The sequence below is a fragment of the Salinicola endophyticus genome, from assembly GCF_040536835.1.
GTDB classification, from domain to species: domain Bacteria; phylum Pseudomonadota; class Gammaproteobacteria; order Pseudomonadales; family Halomonadaceae; genus Salinicola; species Salinicola endophyticus_A.
On the sequence record NZ_CP159578.1, the window covers coordinates 774397 to 794934 of the forward strand.

13 protein-coding genes, 3 tRNA genes and 3 rRNA genes are annotated in these 20538 nt (G+C 63.9%); 16 read left to right on the plus strand and 3 right to left on the minus strand.

Annotated elements, in window-relative coordinates; genetic code table 11:
• Window positions 1-197 precede the first annotated feature (197 nt).
• From selA to ABV408_RS03735, 9 genes are all read left to right on the plus strand, one after another.
• Window positions 198-1628: an L-seryl-tRNA(Sec) selenium transferase gene (selA, locus tag ABV408_RS03695; protein WP_353981124.1), complete on the plus strand. Its 1431-nt coding sequence runs from the start codon at window positions 198-200 to the stop codon at window positions 1626-1628.
• The gene (gene selB / locus ABV408_RS03700) at window positions 1625-3568 is read left to right on the plus strand and encodes a selenocysteine-specific translation elongation factor (protein ID WP_353981125.1); all 1944 of its coding nucleotides are present in this window, start codon (window positions 1625-1627) and stop codon (window positions 3566-3568) included. Before selA ends, selB begins: the two co-directional genes overlap by 4 nt.
• A gap of 62 nt (window positions 3569-3630) precedes the next feature.
• Window positions 3631-3726, plus strand: a tRNA-Sec gene (locus ABV408_RS03705).
• Between the two features lie 573 nt (window positions 3727-4299).
• Entirely contained in the window at window positions 4300-4434 is a 135-nt protein-coding gene (locus tag ABV408_RS03710; RefSeq protein WP_353981126.1) for a hypothetical protein, read from the plus strand.
• 112 nt (window positions 4435-4546) lie between these two features.
• Window positions 4547-5512, plus strand: coding sequence for a cation diffusion facilitator family transporter (locus ABV408_RS03715; protein WP_353981127.1), 966 nt, complete (start codon window positions 4547-4549; stop codon window positions 5510-5512).
• 222 nt (window positions 5513-5734) lie between these two features.
• On the plus strand, window positions 5735-6571 hold the full coding sequence (gene metF, locus ABV408_RS03720; protein ID WP_353981128.1) for a methylenetetrahydrofolate reductase [NAD(P)H]: 837 nt from the start codon (window positions 5735-5737) through the stop codon (window positions 6569-6571).
• Window positions 6572-6673: 102 nt separating this feature from the next.
• The gene (gene sodC / locus ABV408_RS03725) at window positions 6674-7201 is read left to right on the plus strand and encodes a superoxide dismutase [Cu-Zn] SodC (RefSeq protein ID WP_353981129.1); all 528 of its coding nucleotides are present in this window, start codon (window positions 6674-6676) and stop codon (window positions 7199-7201) included.
• A 186-nt stretch (window positions 7202-7387) separates the two neighbouring features.
• Window positions 7388-8059, plus strand: a complete 672-nt coding sequence (locus ABV408_RS03730; protein WP_353981130.1) for a metal-dependent hydrolase — start codon at window positions 7388-7390, stop codon at window positions 8057-8059.
• A gap of 63 nt (window positions 8060-8122) precedes the next feature.
• The gene (locus ABV408_RS03735) at window positions 8123-8788 is read left to right on the plus strand and encodes a haloacid dehalogenase type II (RefSeq protein WP_353981131.1); all 666 of its coding nucleotides are present in this window, start codon (window positions 8123-8125) and stop codon (window positions 8786-8788) included.
• Between the two features lie 192 nt (window positions 8789-8980).
• On the opposite strand, the gene ABV408_RS03740 is transcribed toward ABV408_RS03735, so the two are convergent.
• Window positions 8981-9238, minus strand: coding sequence for a YheV family putative zinc ribbon protein (locus ABV408_RS03740; protein WP_106418603.1), 258 nt, complete (start codon window positions 9236-9238; stop codon window positions 8981-8983).
• A 67-nt stretch (window positions 9239-9305) separates the two neighbouring features.
• On the minus strand, window positions 9306-11357 hold the full coding sequence (prlC, locus tag ABV408_RS03745; protein WP_353981132.1) for an oligopeptidase A: 2052 nt from the start codon (window positions 11355-11357) through the stop codon (window positions 9306-9308).
• A gap of 222 nt (window positions 11358-11579) precedes the next feature.
• Here prlC and ABV408_RS03750 point away from each other — a divergent pair, with 222 nt between their 5' ends.
• Window positions 11580-12920: a sodium-dependent transporter gene (locus ABV408_RS03750; RefSeq protein WP_353981133.1), complete on the plus strand. Its 1341-nt coding sequence runs from the start codon at window positions 11580-11582 to the stop codon at window positions 12918-12920.
• Between the two features lie 57 nt (window positions 12921-12977).
• Complete coding sequence (locus tag ABV408_RS03755; RefSeq protein WP_353981134.1) at window positions 12978-13511, plus strand: gamma carbonic anhydrase family protein; 534 nt, start codon at window positions 12978-12980, stop codon at window positions 13509-13511.
• Here the strand turns inward: ABV408_RS03755 and ABV408_RS03760 are convergent, their stop codons facing one another.
• The gene (locus ABV408_RS03760; RefSeq protein ID WP_353981135.1) at window positions 13512-14300 is read right to left on the minus strand and encodes a GntR family transcriptional regulator; all 789 of its coding nucleotides are present in this window, start codon (window positions 14298-14300) and stop codon (window positions 13512-13514) included. It lies immediately after the preceding gene.
• 751 nt (window positions 14301-15051) lie between these two features.
• Here ABV408_RS03760 and ABV408_RS03765 point away from each other — a divergent pair.
• From ABV408_RS03765 to rrf, 5 genes are all read left to right on the plus strand, one after another.
• Window positions 15052-16591: ribosomal RNA gene (locus ABV408_RS03765) — 16S ribosomal RNA — on the plus strand.
• A gap of 69 nt (window positions 16592-16660) precedes the next feature.
• Window positions 16661-16737, plus strand: a tRNA-Ile gene (locus ABV408_RS03770).
• Between the two features lie 103 nt (window positions 16738-16840).
• A tRNA-Ala gene (locus ABV408_RS03775) sits at window positions 16841-16916 on the plus strand.
• 336 nt (window positions 16917-17252) lie between these two features.
• Window positions 17253-20141 (plus strand): 23S ribosomal RNA (locus ABV408_RS03780).
• A gap of 144 nt (window positions 20142-20285) precedes the next feature.
• A 5S ribosomal RNA gene (gene rrf, locus ABV408_RS03785) occupies window positions 20286-20401 on the plus strand.
• The 16S, 23S and 5S rRNA genes sit together here with 2 tRNA genes alongside, the layout of an rRNA operon.
• The last annotated feature ends 137 nt before the right edge of the window (window positions 20402-20538 follow it).

Here is a 20538-nt window from a genome sequence, read left to right on the forward strand (position 1 = left end):
GCTCACGGCTGCCAGTGGCGCGGGCGTGTCCACGTTCGCGGCCACGCTCGCCTGCCGTTGCGGGGCTGGTGACCCGCGGCTGTTCCCTTCCCCCGGGCCGTACGGCGCCGGGTCTCTTGTGCTGGCGTGGCGGCGACGCTTAAATCGGGGGCACCCCCGGTGTCGCCCCGGCCATTCTTCGATCTGTCGAGCCGTTCATGTCCGAGATCTCTCCCGCGAGCAACGATCTTCGTCGCCACCTGCCTGCCGTCAACGTGCTGCTGGCCCATGCCGCCCTGCAACCGGAACGGTCACGCCATGGTGAGCGCGTGCTCACCCGCGCTATCCGCGACACGCTCACCGAGTGGCGTCGCTGGTTGGCGGCGCCGGACGCGCCGACTTCACTCGATGAGCCGGCGCTGATCGATGCGGTGCGTGAGCGTCTCGTGCGGCTGACCCGGCCCAACCTGCGCGCGGTGTTCAATCTCACCGGTACGGTGATCCATACCAACCTGGGACGATCGCCGTTGGCCGAGGCGGCAATCGCGGCGATGGTCGAGGCGGCACGCCACCCGGCGGCGCTGGAATATGACCTCGAAGGCGGGCAGCGTGGCGACCGCGACCGTCTGGTCGAGGCGCTGCTGGTCGAACTCACCGGGGCCGAGGCGGCGACCGTGGTCAACAACAATGCGGCCGCCGTGCTGCTGGCGCTGAGCGCTTTGGGGGCAGGTCGCGAGGCGATCATCTCGCGCGGCGAGATGATCGAGATCGGCGGCGCTTTCCGTATGCCCGACGTGATGACCGCCGCCGGCTGCCGGCTGGTCGAGGTGGGGGCCACCAACCGCACCCATGCACGTGACTTTCGTCAGGCGCTGGGTGAACAGAGCGGTCTGATCGTCAAGGCGCACACCTCCAACTACGCCATCGCCGGCTTCACCAGCAGCGTGCCGGAGCCGGAGCTGGCGGCGATCGCCCACGCCCACGGTATTCCCTTCATGATCGATCTGGGCAGCGGCGCGCTGACCGACTTCCGCGCCCTGGGACTGCCCCACGAGGCGCAGCCGGCGGAGGCGATCGCCGCCGGGGCCGATCTGGTCACCTTCAGCGGCGACAAGTTGCTGGGTGGTCCGCAGGCGGGGATCGTGGTCGGCCGGCGCGAGCTGGTCGAGCGTCTCAAGCGCCATCCGCTCAAGCGCGCGCTGCGCTGCGACAAGCTCACCCTGGCCGCCCTCGAGGCCACGCTGCGGGTCTATCGCGACAGCGATTCGCCGGCGCGCGAGCTGCCCACGCTGCGGCTGTTGACCCGTGTGGAGGATGAAATCGCACAGCAGGCCGAGCGTCTGCTGAACCCACTGCGGGCGGCACTCGCCGGCATCGCCACGGTGGAGAGTGAGGCCTGCCGCAGTCAGCTCGGCAGCGGCTCGCTGCCGGTGGATCGCCTGGAGAGCCGTGCGCTGGTGTTGCATACGCCGCGCGGGCGCGATCTGGCCCGTCTCGAGCGGGCGCTGCGCGCACTGCCGCGACCGGTGATCGGGCGCACCCACGAGGGTGCGCTATGGCTCGATCTGCGCTGTCTCGCCGAGCCCGCCGACGAGCAAGCGTTCCTGGCGCAGCTGGCGACGCTGCCGGCGTGCTGGGAGGCGGCATGATCGTCGGTACCGCGGGGCACGTCGACCACGGCAAGACCGCGCTGATCCGCGGGCTCACCGGTATCGCCACCGACCGCCTGAAGGAGGAGCAGGCGCGCGGCCTGACCATTGAGCCGGGATACGCCTATCCCACACCGCCACCGGGGAGCGAGGGGGCGGTACTCGGCTTCATCGACGTGCCCGGTCATGAGCGCTTCATCGCCAACATGCTTGCGGGTGCCGCTGGCATCGACGCCATGCTGCTGGTGGTGGCGGCGGACGACGGCATCATGCCGCAGAGCGTCGAGCATCTGCGCATTCTGGAGCTGCTCGGGGTCGAGCGCGCCTGGGTCGCGCTAACCAAGTGCGACCGCGTGGACGCCGCCCGGGTGCAGCAGGTGCGTGCGGAGATCACCGCCTGGCTGGCGCAGACGCGCTTCGCCGGGGCGCCGCTGTTCGCCGTCTCCAATCTGTCCGGCGCGGGCCAGGCGGCGCTGGGTGATGCCCTGTGGGCCGCGGCGCGCGCGCAGACGGCACGCAGGGTGAGCGGTGGCTTTCGGCTGGCGGTGGACCGTGCCTTCGTCAAGCAGGGCGCGGGGGTGGTGGTCACCGGCACCATCCGCAGCGGTGAGGTGCGCCAGGGCGATAATGTGTGCCTGCTGCCGGGCGGGGCCAGCGCGCGGGTACGCGCGCTGCGGGCACAGAATCGCGAGGTCGCGCTGGCCCGACACGGCGAGCGCTGCGCGCTCAATCTGAGTGGCAGCGAGGTCGAGCGCGGCACGCTGTCGCGCGGGGACTGGGTAGTCGCCGCGGACTCCAGGGTCGAGGGACGTCAGCGGCTCGACGTCACCCTCGCACTGCTGTCGGAAGCCGAACCGCTCAAGCACTGGACGCCGGTGCATCTGCACCATCTCAGCGCCCATGTCACCGGCCATGTCTCGCTGCTCGAGGGTGAGACGCTGGCCCCTGGCCAGACCATGCTGGCGCAGCTGGTGCTGGCGGCGCCGCTGCACGCGGCCCACGGCGATGCGCTGATCGTGCGCGACCACGGCGCCAGCCGCACCCTGGCCGGCGCACGCGTGCTCGACGTGGCGCCACCGCGGCGTGGTGCGCGTCAGCCGGCGCGCCTGGCCTGGTTGCAGGCACTGAGGGCGATGCTCCCGGAGGCGGACGGCGAAGTGCAACTGGCAGCGCTGTGGCCGCGTCTCGCCAGCGGCCAGAGTGTCGACCTGGTGGCCCTGGCGGCCAATCTCGACCTGCCCGCGGCGGTTCTCGACGAAGCGGCCGCCCAGGCCGGATGGGTGGTGATCGCCGCCGACGCGGCCACGCGCCACGCCTTTCGCGTCGACGATCTGGCCGCGCGCTACGCGGCGGTGGTGGCGCGTCTGGGCCAGGTCCACGTCGAGGAGCCGGCGATGCGTGGGGCGGAGATCGACCGGCTGCGGCGGATGAGCGCACCGGCGCTGCCGCCGGCGCTTTTCCGCCCGCTGCTGGAGCGCTGGAAAGCCGGGGGAGAGATCGTCCAGCACGGGCCCTTCATCGCCCTGGCCGACCATCGGGCGACGCTGGGAGAGGCCGATGCCGCGCGCTGGCAGGCGGTGCGGCCGCTGCTGGCGCAGACGCCGTTCGAACCGCCCCGGGTGCGCGATATCGCCATGACACTGGGCGTGGATGAGGGGGAGATCCGCACCCTGCTGCGACGCACGGCGCTGCTCGGCGAGGTCTACCAACTGCGCCACGATCATTTCTTTCTCACCCCTCATGTGGCCCAGCTCGCCGACTGGGTGCGCGAGCTTGCGGCCTGCTCGCCGGAGGGGGTCGTGGCGTCGGCGTTTCGCGATCGGGTCGGCTGCGGGCGCAAGCTGGCGGTGGCGATGCTTGAATTCTTCGACCGTGTCGGCTTCACCCGACGCGTCGGCGATGGTCACAAGGTGATTCGACAGGATATGCTGTTCACCTGACCGCGCGCCTGCGCGGTCAGTCGCGTGCGGCGCTTGGGCTCTGCCCGGGAAATCACGCACCTGGAAGAGAATCGTTCCCCGGTGGGACGCCAGGACTTCAACTCCTGTAGGGGCTGCCAGCGGTCCCTGGTGGGTTCGACTCCCACTCTCTTCCGCCACCCTTGCATGCTTTCACCATCCCTCATGCTTTCGCCAGCGCCACCCACGATGCCACCCTCCTTGCAGGCTGCTACCGTTTCTGCGATCTCGCGCGAGCCGCTGGTGCCAGTTGCCGCTGATTGTGCTCTGCGGAGCGTGTTCGGCAGGGAAGCAAGCCGCTGTTCTCGCGACCTTTTCGCAGATACAAAAAATGACGAGGGGTTATTGAACGGGTGTTCGGGTATAACTTCATGATTAAGGGAACTTAAGTGTTGCCATTAGCAAAAGTGATGCGTGGATTATCATATTTGCCTTGGTTACCGCCGGTTGACGGTTCATGCTGAGCGGGCTCACTTAGCCAGGCGGCATGACCGCAAAGGACTGCGGGGTGAGCTCTCATGGGCGGCGTTCGTCACCCATGCCTATTTGGATGCCTCTCTATCTATCCTTGCCTTTCCGCGCTGCGGCGACACCTTTCGTTCGTCTGCGTGCCGGCGCTCCCCTGTGCTGTTGTCTTCGTCCTCTCCCATGGCATCATGCGCCAGCTTTCCGTGTCGCGGAAGCGTCGATCCTTTCAGCGAAACGGAGGTCATATGCAGGGCTCTCTCATCGGCATCGTCGCCGGCGTGGTGGTATGGCTCGCCAGCGGTGAGTGGGGCTGGGGTATCGGGGTCGGTATCGCGGTGGGCATCGCCTGGGATCTCTGGCGCCAGCGTCCCTGGCGCTGAGGCGATCCCCGGGTGAGGCAACCCGCGATGCCGCTTGCGGGCAGAGGAGTGTAATACAATAGCGTGGGCGGCTTGCGCTACTCTAGAGGGACACGTTAGACGGACGCGCACCATGCCCGCTCATCACGACCACGCCCACCCCCATGATCATCATCACGATCATGGCGGCCACCATCATCACGACCATACGCCCGAAGTGACCGCCGACAGCGCCACGCGGGTCAAGTTGGCGATGTTGCTGACCGCCGGTTTCATGCTGGCAGAGGTGGTGGGTGGTTTGATCTCCGGCTCGCTGGCACTGCTGGCCGATGCCGGGCACATGTTCAGTGACAGCTTCTCGCTCGGCCTGGCCCTGTTCGCCTTCGCCATGGGCAGCCGCGCGCCGGATACCCGGCGCACCTTCGGCTATCAGCGTTTTCAGGTGCTCGCCGCCTTCGTCAATGGGCTGACCCTGTTCGGCATCGCGGTGTGGATCTTCATCGCCGCGGTTCAGCGCTTCACCCAGCCGGTGGAGGTGCTGGCCGGGCCGATGATGACCATCGCCGTGCTCGGGCTGGTGGTCAATCTGGTGGTATTCAAGATTCTCCACGGTGGCGATCAGGAAAACCTCAATCTGCGCGGTGCGCTGCTGCACGTGCTGGGGGATCTGCTCGGCTCGGTAGCGGCGATCGTGGCCTCGGTGGTGATTCTGCTCACCGGCTGGACGCCGATCGACCCGCTGCTCTCGGTGCTCGCTGCGGGGCTGATCCTGCGCGCGGCCTGGACGATTCTGCGGCGCTCCACCCATACCCTGCTCGAGGGTACCCCGGAGGGCCTCGACGTGGATCAGATTCGTCTGGCGCTGCTGGCGGTCGAGGGGGTCGATGAGCTGCACGACATGCACGTCTGGGGGCTCACGCCGCAGGACCCGCTGCTCAGCGCGCATCTGGTGATCGCCTCGGCCGACCAGCACGATGCGGTGATCGAGCGCGCCTATGGCGTGCTGCAGTCGCGCTTCGCGATCCACCACGCCACCCTTCAGGTCGAGACCGCCGCTTGCCGTACCGGTGGTGACTGCCACGCCGGTGTCCATCCCTGACCCCATTTCCTGGCATTGCCTGCACGGATCGAGCGCGATGCATTCGAAGCGCTGGCGTGACCGGCTTTCATACCCGGGCGCGGAAAGTTTCATTGGCCGGGGCTGGAGGCGGCGGGCACAATGAGCCCATGTCGTAGAGAGGCTCGCATGGGTCGTGACGGGCGTCCGACGGCCCGGGCCAGCGCCTCTCTCTCCTGATCCGATTTCGAGACGAAGGCGCGCATGAATACGCATCTCCCCCTGGGCATCAGCTTCGAGTTCTTTCCCCCCAATACTGCGGCCGGGCGAGAGAAGCTCGGCGCCACGCGGGATGCGCTGAGCGCACGTTCGCCGCGCTTCTTCTCGGTCACCTATGGTGCCGGCGGTTCGACCCAGGCGCGCACCCTCGATACCGTCGAGGCGCTGCGTCAGGGGGGCGTCGCCACGGCGCCGCACCTCTCTTGCGTGGGCAGCGAGAAGGCCGCGATACGCGAGCTGCTTGGACGCTACCGCGAGTCGGGTATCGATAGCCTGGTCGCGCTGCGCGGTGATCTGCCCTCGGGTATGGGCGGGGCGGGTGAGCTGCGTTACGCCAACGAGCTGGTCGAGTTCGTGCGCGCCGAGACCGGCGATCATTTCAATATCGCGGTGGCCGCCTACCCCGAGTTTCACCCCCAGGCGCTGAGCGCCGAGCGCGATCTGGAGAACTTCGCGCGCAAGGTGAAAGCCGGCGCCGACTTCGCCATCACCCAGTACTTCTTCAACGCCGACGCCTACTTCCACTTCGTCGATCGGGCCCGCGCGCTGGGGGTGGAGACACCGATCGTGCCCGGCATCATGCCGATCACCAATTACAGCAAGCTGGCACGCTTCTCCGAGGCCTGCGGCGCCGACATTCCGCGCTGGGTGCGCAAGCAGCTCGAAGCCTATGGCGACGACCAGCAGAGCATCCAGGCGTTCGGCACCGACATGGTGTCACGGCTCTGTCAGCGTCTGCTCGACGGCGGTGCGCCGGGGCTGCACTTCTACACCCTCAATCAGGCCGGCCCGTCGCTCCGCATCCTCGACAACCTGGCCTGAGGCGCTCACGTCGCGCCGTTGCACGACTTCGACTAGGGTGAGAGCGGCGGGCGAGCAATGGGCTGGCCCGTGCCGGACACCATGGTCGAGAGGAGGTGAACGATGCAACGGACGATAGCGAGCGCCCTGGGCGTGGGTATTCTGCTGACGCTGGCGGGGCTGGCACAGGCCGATACGCAGGTCGACATGCACAGCGTCTCCACCCAGGGGGTGGGGGAGTCCATGGGCACCATCACGGCCAGGGATACCGATTATGGGCTGCTGTTGACGCCGGATCTTTCCGGTCTCGAACCCGGCATTCACGGTTTCCATCTGCACACCAACCCCAGCTGCGATCCCAGCGAGAGTGACGGCAAGGTGACCCCGGCGGGGACCGCGGGCGGCCACTTCGACCCCGAGCAGACCGACTCTCACCAGGGGCCCTATAGCGATGCCGGCCATCTGGGGGATCTGCCGGTGCTGGCGGTGGATGCCGAGGGCAACGCCACCACCCCGGTGCTGGCGCCGCGCCTGAGCGAAGCCGACCTCTCCGGTCATGCCTTCGTTATCCACTCAGGCGGCGACAACTACAGCGATCAGCCCAAGCTGGGTGGCGGCGGGGCGCGTGTCGCCTGCGGCGTGATCGAGTAACGCGGCGTTGCGCGGCTGCGGCTCCCCACACGGCCCCGCTTCGGCGGGGCCGTATTGTATCGGGGGCTCATGCCGCATCGGCGCGGTATCGCTGATGTCCGAAACGCCGCCGTCTAAGCTATTGTTTTCCATAGGCCGCAAGCCGCATAATCTGGCTATTTATCCAGTCTTGGAGCGGCGGCACCGATGGCCAACTTTCGCACCCACTTCGGGGTCGCCAGCGTGGGAGGGCTGATAGCCTCCCAGGCGGGGTGGCAGGCGTCGCTCTACGGGCTATGGCAGGCGGCGGCGATCGCCGGGCTGGTGACCTTCGGCGGCATTCTGCCCGATATCGACGCCGACAACTCCCGGGCGGTGCGCCTGATCTTCCAGATCCTGGCGCTGATCGCCATCGTCGTGGCGGTGCTGCTGCTGCAGCATCGGGTCACGCCGGCGCAACTGTTCGCCGCCTGCGGCGCGACCTATCTGGCGGTGCGCTATCTGGCCAGCGCGCTGTTCGCCCGCTTCACCGTGCATCGCGGGCTGTGGCACTCGCTGCTGGCAGCGGTGCTCAGCGGGTTGGCGACGGCGGCGGCAAGTTTCACCCTGCTCGGCCAGCCGGCCCGCCTGGCTTGGCTTCACGGCCTGGCGCTGACGCTCGGCTTTCTCATCCACCTGGCGCTGGACGAACTCTACAGCGTCGATCTCACCGGGGCGCGGTTCAAGCGCTCCTTCGGCACTGCGCTCAAACCGTTCGATTGGAAGGCCCCCGGCAGCTCGCTGATGCTGCTGCTCACCTCGGTGCATCTGATCGCCTGGTTGCCGCCGCTGGCGGTGCTGCGAGAGGTGCTGACACATGGGCTGGGATGGGGGCGCTAGGTTCCCGCGCCGCGGGGCATCGCGTTCTACACTGAGGGGCCAACCACCCAAGGGAGAGGCCCCATGCATCTGGTCTTCGACGTCAATGAAACGCTGCTCGATACCGCCGCGCTTGACCCGCTGTTCATGCGCTGGTTCGGCACCGAGGCGCGCCGTGGCGAGTGGTTCCTGATCCTGCAGGAAACCTGGATGACCGCCAATCTGGTCGGACGTTTCGCGCCCTTCGCCGAGCTGGCCAGGAGTGCGCTGCGCCAGCTCGGGGCCAAGCACGGGGTCGCGATCACGCCCGCCGACGAGCAGGCGCTGGTCGACGGCGTGCTGGCCATGCCGGCGCACGCCGACGCCGTCGAGGCGCTGGCCCGGCTGCGCCAGCAGGGGCACACCCTCACCGCGCTGACCAATAGTGCCAGCGAGGCGGCGCAGCATCAGTTATCCCAGGCGGGTCTGGCGGCCTATTTCGATGCCATTCTCAGCGTCGATCGGGTCGCGCGTTACAAGCCGGCGCCGGAGCCCTATCGCGCGGCGGCGGCGCACTGGGCGGTCGCGCCCGAGGAGATGGTCATGGTGGCGGCCCACGGCTGGGATCTGATCGGTGCCCAGGCGGTGGGCATGCGTACCGCCTTCGTGGCGCGCCCGGGCAAGGCGATGGACCCGGCGCTGGAGCAGGTGCCCACCTGGCGCGGTGACGACCTGCGCCAGCTGATGGCCCAGGTCGTCGCAGCGGGATGAGGCGGCTTGGATTCGATAGAGACTAGGTGCTGTCTGAAAAGTCGACGAGCGAAGGCAAGGCCGGGGCGCGCAGCTAAGGAAAAAATCGGCGAAAAGGGACCGGGCTGGCGCTCCAGTTTACGGGGTGTAAATGAGCATTTTGAGCCGATTTTTAACGCCGCGAGGGCGAGCGCAGTCCTTTTCAGGTGGTGCCTAGTGGCGGGTACCGGGATCGATGATCTTCACTGTACTGATCTCTTCGCGCGCGGGCTTCTGGGTCTCGCGGGGCTGATTGACCCGGGTTGGCAGTTCGTCCTGCGCGCTGTCCTCCACCGGCAGCTGCTCGAAGAAGTCGCAGCTGACGCAGTCGCGGTAGCGGATACCGTTCTGCTCCCAGCTGCGTATGCGATCCATGGCCGCACAGCGCGGGCAGATGGCGCCGGCGATGAAGCGTTTGGGTGTGTGTGTCATGGCTGACCTCGCTGATGGGCGGGCAGGGTTCGCCTGCCCGCCCCTGGGTGCGTTTCGGCGCCGTCCGTCAGGCGGCGTCGCGCGGTTCGATGCCGGTATGGCGCAGCAGCGGCTCGATGCTCGGCTCGCGGCCGCGGAACGCCTTGAACAGCTCGGCGGCATCGCGCGAGCCGCCGCGCTCTAGGATCTCGCTGCGGAAGCGCTGGCCGGTCTCGGCGTCGAAGATGCCGGCCTCCTCGAAGGCGCTGTAGGCGTCCGCCGAGAGCACTTCGGCCCACTTGTAGCTGTAGTAGCCCGCGGCGTAGCCGCCGGCAAAGATATGCGAGAAGCCGTTCTGGAAGCGGTTGAAGTCGACGCTGGGGACCACCGACACCTGGGCGCGCACGCCATCGAGCAGTGCCTGCACGTCGGCGGCGCTGGGGGTGGCGAGCTCGTGGTGCAGGCGCAGATCGAACATCGAGAACTCCAGCTGGCGCATCATCTGCATCGCCGACTGGAAGTTGCGCGCTGCCTGCAGTTTGTCGAGCAGTGCATCCGGCAGCTTGTCGCCGCTGTCGACGTGGCCGGCGATCAAGTCGAGCCCCTCGCGCTCCCAGCAGAAGTTCTCCATGAACTGGCTGGGCAGTTCGACTGCGTCCCAGGCTACGCCGCTGATGCCGGAGACGTCGGCCACCGTCTGCCGGGTCAGCATGTGGTGCAGGCCGTGACCGAACTCATGGAACAGTGTCAGCACCTCGTCGTGGGTCAACAGCGCCGGCTTGCCGCCGACCGGCGGGGTGAAGTTGCAGGTCAGGTAGGCGACCGGCAGCTGCAGCGAACCATCCTCGCGCTGGCGCCGGGTGCGGCAGACGTCCATCCAGGCGCCACCGCGCTTGCCTTCCCGGGCGTAGAGGTCGAGGTAGAAGCCGGCGATCGGGGTGTCGCCGTCGAGCACGTCGAAGTAGCGCACGTCCGGGTGGTAGCGCGGAGCCTCGGGATTCTCGGTCATGCGGATGCCGTAGAGCTTGCCGACCACGCGGAACAGGCCGTCCACCGCCCGCGGCGCGGGGAAGTAGGGGCGCAGCTGCTCTTGGGAGATGTCATAGCGCGCCTGGCGCAGCTTCTCGCTGACGAAGCCGATGTCCCAGGGGGCCAGTTCGCCCATGCCGAGGGTGTCGCGGGCATAGGTCTGGAGCTCGCCGATATCCCGCCGCGCCTGGGGCAGGGCACGCTCGGCGAGATCGTCGAGAAAGCCCAGGACCTGGTCGGGAGACTCGGCCATCTTGGTCTCCAGCGAGTAGTCGGCGTAGGTGGCGAAGCCGAGTAGCTGAGCCAGCTCATGACGCAGCGCCAGGATCTCCTCGATCACCGGGGCGTTGTCGTTGGCGCCGGCGTTGGGGCCCTGGTCGGAGGCGCGGGTGACGTAGGCGGTGTAGACCTCCTGGCGCAGTTCGCGATCCTCGGCGAAGGTCATGATCGGCAGAAAGCAGGGCACATCGAGGGTGATGCGATAGCCCGTTTCGCCCTTGGCCTCGGCGTTGGCGGCCAGCATCTCCAGCGCGCTCTCCGGCAGGCCGGCCAGGCGCGAGGCGTCGGGCAGCGTCTTGTGCCACGCCTGGGTGGCATCGAGCAGCTGGTTGGAGAAGGTATTGCCCAGCTCGGAGAGGCGTGCCTGGATCTCGCCGTAGCGGCGCTTCTGCTCGCTGGGCAGGTCAACACCGGCGAGGCGGAAGTTGCGCAGGGTGTTGTCGACCGCCTTGCGCTGGGCCTCGTCAAGCGCAGAGAAATCCTCGCTCTGGGCCAGGCGTTCGAAGGCCTGGAACAGCGCGGTGTGCTGGCCGACCCAGGTGCTGTACTCCGAGAGCAGCGCCAGACACTGCTGATAGGCGTCGCGCAGGGCGTCGCTGTTCATCGTCGAGTTGAGGTGCGACACCGGCGAGAAAGCCTGGGAGAGACGGTCGTCGAGCGCCTCCAACGGTGCGGCGAGGGAGTCCCAGGTAGGCGCCTGCTGATTGGCCAGGGTGTCGATCGCGGCGCGGTTGTCGGCGATGATCTTCTCGACCGCGGGAACGGCATGCTCGGGGCGGATCGCCTCGAACGGCGGCAGCGTGTTGGAGTCGAGCAGCGGATTGTGCGACATGATCACCTCGGACGAAGAATCGATGCCACAGTATATGGGGGGGATGGCCGTGCCTTTCAACGCGCTGGCCAGTCTGCCGATCGGCAGGGCCTTGCCCGTGCGATGCCAGGATTGGCCGTGACGGTGAGCCCTGATAGGCTCGCTTCCTTTCTCCGTGACGATGGCCACGTGAAGACGGTCCTGTAGCGACGGCGCCCCGCCAAGATAGAAGGTGACGAGACGATGAACGAAACCCTGGAGCGCTGGCACTCACGCCGTGCTTTCATTCTGGCGGTGACCGGCGCCGCGGTGGGGCTGGGCAATATCTGGCGCTTCCCCTACATGACCGGGGAGAACGGCGGCTCGGCCTTTCTGCTGCTCTACATCCTGTTCGTGGTGGTGCTGGGCCTGCCGATGATGATGGCGGAGATCCTGATCGGGCGTGCCGGCCGGCGCAGCCCGATGCAGGCGCTGGCGTATCTCGCCAGCGAGGCCGGGGTCAGCCCGCACTGGCGCTGGCTCGGGCTGTTCGGGGCGCTCACCGTCTTCTTCATCCTCTCGTTCTACTCGGTGGTCTCCGGCTGGTCGATCGAGTATCTGGTCGACGCGGTTAATGGTGGCTTCGTCGAGCGTACGCCGGCACAGATCGGCTCGGCCTTCGACGCCTTCCTCGCCGATCCGCTGCGCATGACCTTCAATCACACGCTGTTCATGTTGCTGACCATGTCGGTGGTCGCCGCCGGGGTCAGCAACGGGCTGGAGAAGCTCAACAACGTGATGATGCCGCTGCTCTACGTGATCCTGATCGTGCTCGGCGGCTACGCCGTCACCACCGCCGGCTTCGGCGCGGCGATGGCTTGGCTGTTCACGCCCAATCCGGCGGCGATCGATCTCCAGGTGGTGCTCAACGCCATGGGGCACGCCTTCTTCACCCTTGCCGTGGGGGCCTGTGCGCTAATGGCCTATGGCGCCTACATGCCCGAAGAGCAGAGTCTGCCGCGGGCGGTGTGCGCAGTGGCCCTGCTGGATATCGCGGTGGCGCTGCTCTCGGGTATCGCCATCTTCTCGGTGGTGTTCACCCACGGTCTCGATCCGACCGAGGGGCCGGGGCTGATGTTCGTGACGCTGCCGATCGCCTTCAGCGAGCTCCCGGGTGGGCAGATCTGGCTGGGGGCCTTCTTCCTGCTGCTGCTGGTGGCGACCTGGACCTCCTCGATCAATCTGGCCGAGCCGATGGTGGCGATGCTGATCGGCGCCGGCTGGCGCCGTGGGCGGGCGGCGCTGCTGATCGGTGCGCTGGTGTGGGGTGTGGGTCTGCTCTCGGTGCTGTCATTCTCGACCCTGGCCGACGTGCACTGGATCGGCGAGATGAACTTCTTCGCCCTGGTATCCACGGTGCCGCCGGATATCTTCCTGCCCATCGGCGGGCTGCTGATCGCGATCTTCGCCGCCTGGCGCATGTTGCCCGAAGCCGCGGCCTCGGCGCTGGGCGCGCCGACGGCGGGGTTCCGGCTGTGGCGCGGCGTGGTGCGCTATGTCTCGATCCCGTTGACGGCGGTGGTGCTGTTGTCGAGCCTGATATAGAGACGATCCATGACCATCGACGCCGGGCGGCGTCGAACGAAGGGAGGCATTTCATCCATGGCAGTGAGAACCTATCAGGGCATCGGCCCGAGTCTGGGCGAGCGGGTCTTCATCGATGAGACCAGTGTGGTGCTCGGCGATGTGGCCTTGGGTGACGACAGTTCGGTGTGGCCGATGGCGGTGATTCGCGGCGATGTCCATCGCATCCGCATCGGCGCGCGCACCAGCGTGCAGGACGGCTGTGTGCTGCACTGCACCCATGCCAGCGACTACAACCCCGGCGGACATCCGCTGATCATCGGCGATGAGGTGACCGTGGGGCATCAGGCAACGCTGCACGGCTGCCGCGTGGGCGATCGGGTGCTGGTCGGCATGGGCGCCATCGTGCTCGACGGCGCCGTGGTCGAGTCCGAGGTGATCATCGCCGCCGGCGCCCTGGTGCCGCCGGGCAAGACGCTGGCGAGCGGGCATGTCTATGCCGGCAACCCGGCCAAGCCCCTGCGCCCGCTCAAGCCCGAGGAGCGTGAGTTCTTCGCCTATACCGCGGGCAACTACGTCAAGCTCAAGGATCGTCACCTCAGCGGCGAGTGATCAGCGTGGCGGCGTACCCTTGAGTAGCTGGGTGCGTCGCTCGGCGCGCTGGGCGCGGAATTCGGCGCGCTGCATCTCCATCAACCCCTCCTTGACGTAGCCGAGATGCTCGTGGGCGAGATGCCGGGCATCTTCGGCGCGACCTTCCAGAATCGCCTCTAGCAGCGCCCGGTGCTGATCCAGTAGCAGGCTGCGCGCATCGGGACGCTCGAACAGATGCGCCAGGTTGGCGACGATACTCTTCTCCAGTAGCTGGAACAGCCCACGAATGGTGTGCAGCATCAGCACATTGTGTGCCGTCTCGGCGATCGCCAGATGGAACGCGGCATCCGCCCTGGCCTCGCGCAGGGCGTCGCCCTGTTGGCTGGGGTCGGCGTAGCTGTCGCGCAGGGCCTGGAAGCGCTGCTGCAGCATCTCCTTGTCCGCCGGGGTCGCGCGCATCGCTGCGTGGTAGGCGGTGATCCCCTCCATGGCATCGCGGAACTCGAGCACATCGAGATAGAACTCATCGTGGCGCGACAGCATCTCGATGATCGGGTCGCCATAGCTGTCGCTGAGCCGCTCGCTGACATAGGTACCGCCGCCCTGGCGGCTGGTGAGCAAGCCGCGGGCCGAGAGCTTCTGGATCGCCTCGCGCAGCGACGGGCGCGAGACGCCGAAACGCTCGGCGAGCTCACGCTCCGACGGCAGGCGATGGCCGGCCTTTAGGCTGCCCTCCAGAATCAGCGTCTCCAGACGCTGGGTGATGACGTCGGCCAGACGCGGCTGGCGTAGGGGCGATGGCGGCACGTGCGACTCCCTCGAATGGCAATGATGTTATCCACTATGCCGTGGCCCGGACGTGAAGCAACGCCTACCCCTGGGCAACGGCGGCCGTTCACGACAGCCGAAGTATAATATCGTGCTGTCGATCACGCGGCGCTGACCTTTGACTGTAAGGGCTATCTGTCGCAAGCCCCGTCATACGAGGCCTGTAGTGCCAGTAGCGGAATGCGCTGACACTTTTTCGAGATTTCCCCTTGCCAAGTCCGGGGTGGATCCGTAAAGTACGCATCCGCTGACGCCGAGACAGGTTCTCGGGGTTGGTGGAAAAGCTAGCTAAGCTGTTGAAAAGATTGAAAAAAATCGATTGACACTTAGCCGCGGAGGTAGCAGAATACGCGCCTCGCTTTTCCAGGATCGGTTCTCAGGCGGCAACGTGAACCGGGCAAGGGTCGACAAGAAAGACGTTGACATCTTCGCCAAGATCCTTAAAATACGCCTCTCCTTACGGCGACCCAGAAAGCAAGCGCTGACAAGCACTTGAGTCACTTTCGGGTCACGGCAGAAGGCTCGACACTCTGCGTGAGACGAGACTTCAAGTAAGGACGCTCTTTAACAATCGATCAGGTAATTGATGTGGGCGCTTGTCTTGCGTGACGCCAGTCACAGCATATCAAGGCAAGCGACTCGTCTAAGATTCGTTTGACCTTGAACCAAGTTTGGTCCGCTTCGCTTCTTCTGTCTTCGGGCAGAGAAGAGGTAAGGACTATCAGACTTTTAACTGAAGAGTTTGATCATGGCTCAGATTGAACGCTGGCGGCAGGCCTAACACATGCAAGTCGAGCGGCAGCACGGGGAGCTTGCTCCCTGGTGGCGAGCGGCGGACGGGTGAGTAATGCATAGGAATCTGCCCGGTAGTGGGGGATAACCTGGGGAAACCCAGGCTAATACCGCATACGTCCTACGGGAGAAAGCAGGGGCTCTTCGGACCTTGCGCTATCGGATGAGCCTATGTCGGATTAGCTGGTTGGTGAGGTAATGGCTCACCAAGGCGACGATCCGTAGCTGGTCTGAGAGGATGATCAGCCACACTGGGACTGAGACACGGCCCAGACTCCTACGGGAGGCAGCAGTGGGGAATATTGGACAATGGGCGCAAGCCTGATCCAGCCATGCCGCGTGTGTGAAGAAGGCCCTCGGGTTGTAAAGCACTTTCAGCGAGGAAGAAAGCTTGGCGGCTAATACCCGTCAAGAAGGACATCACTCGCAGAAGAAGCACCGGCTAACTCCGTGCCAGCAGCCGCGGTAATACGGAGGGTGCGAGCGTTAATCGGAATTACTGGGCGTAAAGCGCGCGTAGGTGGTTTGGCACGCCGGTTGTGAAAGCCCCGGGCTCAACCTGGGAACGGCATCCGGAACGGCCAGACTAGAGTGCAGGAGAGGAAGGTAGAATTCCCGGTGTAGCGGTGAAATGCGTAGAGATCGGGAGGAATACCAGTGGCGAAGGCGGCCTTCTGGCCTGACACTGACACTGAGGTGCGAAAGCGTGGGTAGCAAACAGGATTAGATACCCTGGTAGTCCACGCCGTAAACGATGTCGACTAGCCGTTGGGACCTTTAAGGACTTAGTGGCGCAGTTAACGCGATAAGTCGACCGCCTGGGGAGTACGGCCGCAAGGTTAAAACTCAAATGAATTGACGGGGGCCCGCACAAGCGGTGGAGCATGTGGTTTAATTCGATGCAACGCGAAGAACCTTACCTACCCTTGACATCCAGAGAACTTGGCAGAGATGCCTTGGTGCCTTCGGGAGCTCTGAGACAGGTGCTGCATGGCTGTCGTCAGCTCGTGTTGTGAAATGTTGGGTTAAGTCCCGTAACGAGCGCAACCCTTGTCCCTATTTGCCAGCGATTCGGTCGGGAACTCTAGGGAGACTGCCGGTGACAAACCGGAGGAAGGTGGGGACGACGTCAAGTCATCATGGCCCTTACGGGTAGGGCTACACACGTGCTACAATGGCCGGTACAAAGGGTTGCGAGACCGCGAGGTGGAGCGAATCCCAGAAAGCCGGCCTCAGTCCGGATCGGAGTCTGCAACTCGACTCCGTGAAGTCGGAATCGCTAGTAATCGTGAATCAGAATGTCACGGTGAATACGTTCCCGGGCCTTGTACACACCGCCCGTCACACCATGGGAGTGGACTGCACCAGAAGTGGTTAGCTTAACCTTCGGGGGAGCGATCACCACGGTGTGGTTCATGACTGGGGTGAAGTCGTAACAAGGTAGCCGTAGGGGAACCTGCGGCTGGATCACCTCCTTAAACGATTAGCGGATCGCGAGATAAGCGCTCACAATCAATTACCTGATCGACCAAGAGCAATGACTGTTTGGGTCTGTAGCTCAGTTGGTTAGAGCGCACCCCTGATAAGGGTGAGGTCGGCCGTTCAAATCGGCCCAGACCCACCAAATTTACGCCATGACCGCGTTGTTTCCCGGCTCGCATAGCAGGCTATGCGTCACCGTGAAACGCCTTGTCATGACGAAAATTATCCAGATAGCTGGATTGTCTGGGGCCATAGCTCAGCTGGGAGAGCGCCTGCCTTGCACGCAGGAGGTCAGCGGTTCGATCCCGCTTGGCTCCACCACTGTCTTCGGAAAGTGCTGAAGAAGCTCAGCTGGTAGAGCGCCTGCCTTGCACGTCAGGTGGTCAGACCGGGGTCGCGCACGACTTCGATCCCGCTTGGCTCCACCAAATCTTTCCCCGTTGGCACACGCCACACAGTCATCGAGTTCTAAGCCATCCGCTTCGTCGCTAACGCCGTGACCGAGTCGATCGCTTAGAGCTTCTGCTCTAAACGCTCTTTAACAATGTGGATCATGCTGACAGTTCTTCTCGCAAGAGAGGAACGAAAAGTGATACGTCTCAAGCGTATCCGGCAATTGTCGTTGTGATCGCGCGACCAGACTCCTTCGGGTTATATGGTCAAGCGATTAAGCGCACACGGTGGATGCCTTGGCAGCCAGAGGCGATGAAGGACGTTGTAGCCTGCGAAAAGGCTCGGTGAGGTGGCAAACAACCTGTGACCCGGGCATGTCCGAATGGGGAAACCCACCCAGCATAAGCTGGGTATCCCACACTGAATCCATAGGTGTTGGGAAGCGAACCGGGGGAACTGAAACATCTAAGTACCCCGAGGAAAAGAAATCAACCGAGATTCCCCCAGTAGCGGCGAGCGAACGGGGAGTAGCCCTTAAGCAGGTGACTGGTTAGACGAACGGTCTGGAAAGTCCGGCCATAGCGGGTGATAGCCCCGTAGTCGAAAACCTGATCCTGTGAAATCGAGTAGGTCGGGGCACGTGAAACCTTGACTGAACATGGGGGGACCATCCTCCAAGGCTAAATACTCCTGGCTGACCGATAGTGAACCAGTACCGTGAGGGAAAGGCGAAAAGAACCCCGGAGAGGGGAGTGAAATAGATCCTGAAACCGTGTGCGTACAAGCAGTGGGAGCAGACACGTTCTGTGACCGCGTACCTTTTGTATAATGGGTCAGCGACTTATATTCAGTGGCGAGCTTAACCGTATAGGGGAGGCGTAGAGAAATCGAGTCTTAACTGGGCGACCAGTCGCTGGATATAGACCCGAAACCGGGCGATCTATCCATGGCCAGGGTGAAGGTCAGGTAACACTGACTGGAGGCCCGAACCGGGATCTGTTGAAAAAGATTCGGATGAGCTGTGGATCGGAGTGAAAGGCTAATCAAGCTCGGAGATAGCTGGTTCTCCTCGAAAGCTATTTAGGTAGCGCCTCACGTATTACCGCCGGGGGTAGAGCACTGTTTCGGCTAGGGGCCCATCCCGGGTTACCAACCCGAGGCAAACTCCGAATACCGGTGAGTAGAGCGTGGGAGACACACGGCGGGTGCTAACGTCCGTCGTGAAAAGGGAAACAACCCAGACCGTCAGCTAAGGCCCCCAAATTCTGGTTAAGTGGGAAACGATGTGGGAAGGCATAGACAGCTAGGAGGTTGGCTTAGAAGCAGCCATCCTTTAAAGAAAGCGTAATAGCTCACTAGTCGAGTCGGCCTGCGCGGAAGATGTAACGGGGCTCAAACCAGATGCCGAAGCTACGGGTTCATCCTCAGGATGAGCGGTAGAGGAGCGTCGTGTAAGCCTGCGAAGGTGTGTTGAGAAGCATGCTGGAGGTATCACGAGTGCGAATGCTGACATGAGTAACGACAAGGGGAGTGAAAACCTCCCCCGCCGGAAGACCAAGGGTTTCTGTTCTACGTCAATCGGAGCAGAGTGAGTCGGCCCCTAAGGCGAGGCTGAAAAGCGTAGTCGATGGGAAACGGGTCAATATTCCCGTACCGGATGTGATTGCGATGGGGGGACGAAGAAGGCTAGGTGAGCCAGGCGTTGGTTGTCCTGGTGAAAGTCAGTAGGCTGAGAGCTTAGGCAAATCCGGGCTCTCAAGGCCGAGAGACGAGACGAACGGACTACGGTCCGGAAGTCATCGATGCCACGCTTCCAGGAAAAGCCTCTAAGCTTCAGATCACATGCGACCGTACCCCAAACCGACACAGGTGGTCAGGGTGAGAATCCCAAGGCGCTTGAGAGAACTCGGGTGAAGGAACTAGGCAAAATGGCACCGTAACTTCGGGAGAAGGTGCGCCGGCGTAGCGTGAAGAGACTCGCTCTCCTAGCGCGAACCGGTCGAAGATACCAGGTGGCTGCAACTGTTTATTAAAAACACAGCACTCTGCTAACGCGTAAGCGGACGTATAGGGTGTGACGCCTGCCCGGTGCCGGAAGGTTAATTGATGGTGTTAGCGCAAGCGAAGCTCCTGATCGAAGCCCCGGTAAACGGCGGCCGTAACTATAACGGTCCTAAGGTAGCGAAATTCCTTGTCGGGTAAGTTCCGACCTGCACGAATGGCGTAATGATGGCCACGCTGTCTCCACCCGAGACTCAGTGAAATTGAAATCGCAGTGAAGATGCTGTGTACCCGCGGCTAGACGGAAAGACCCCGTGAACCTTTACTATAGCTTCACACTGGACGCTGATGTTGCTTGTGTAGGATAGCTGGGAGGCTTGGAAACCGTGACGCCAGTTGCGGTGGAGCCAACCTTGAAATACCAGCCTGGCATCATTGGCGTTCTAACTTCGCACCGTGATCCGGTGTAAGGACAGTGTGTGGTGGGTAGTTTGACTGGGGCGGTCTCCTCCGAAAGAGTAACGGAGGAGCACGAAGGTACCCTCAGCACGGTTGGAAATCGTGCATTGAGTGCAAGAGCATAAGGGTGCTTAACTGCGAGACAGACACGTCGAGCAGGTACGAAAGTAGGTTCTAGTGATCCGGTGGTTCTGTATGGAAGGGCCATCGCTCAACGGATAAAAGGTACTCCGGGGATAACAGGCTGATACCGCCCAAGAGTTCACATCGACGGCGGTGTTTGGCACCTCGATGTCGGCTCATCACATCCTGGGGCTGAAGTCGGTCCCAAGGGTATGGCTGTTCGCCATTTAAAGTGGTACGCGAGCTGGGTTTAGAACGTCGTGAGACAGTTCGGTCCCTATCTGCCGTGGGCGTTGGAGATTTGAGAAGCGCTGCTCCTAGTACGAGAGGACCGGAGTGGACGCACCTCTGGTGTTCCGGTTGTCACGCCAGTGGCACTGCCGGGTAGCTATGTGCGGACGGGATAACCGCTGAAGGCATCTAAGCGGGAAGCCCCCTTCAAGATGAGATCTCCCTGAGACTTCGAGTCTCCTAAAGGGTCCAGCAAGACGAGCTGGTTGATAGGCACGGTGTGGAAGCGCTGCAAGGCGTTGAGCTAACGTGTACTAATGCCCCGTGAGGCTTGACCATATAACCCCAAGGGGTCTGGGTCGGGCGATCACATCGCGACAATGGCCGGATAGGCAAGAGACGTATCATCAGCATGATCCAGATTGGTCGATGTGAAGCCGGTGCGTGAAAGCGTGTCACAGGTTCATGTCGACGTCAGTTTTGCCTGACGACCATAGCGAGTGGGAACCACCTGATTCCATGCCGAACTCAGAAGTGAAACCGCTTAGCGCCGATGGTAGTGTGGGGTCTCCCCATGTGAGAGTAGGTCATCGTCAGGCACCTATACCGAACCCCCGGCTCAGGCCGGGGGTTCATTCGTTTAGGGGCCTCTCCCTGAAGAGTAGCGGAGCGCCGCCCGGGGCATCGTCAGGCATCGATACCGAACCCCAGTCTCGAGAGAGACTGGGGTTCACTC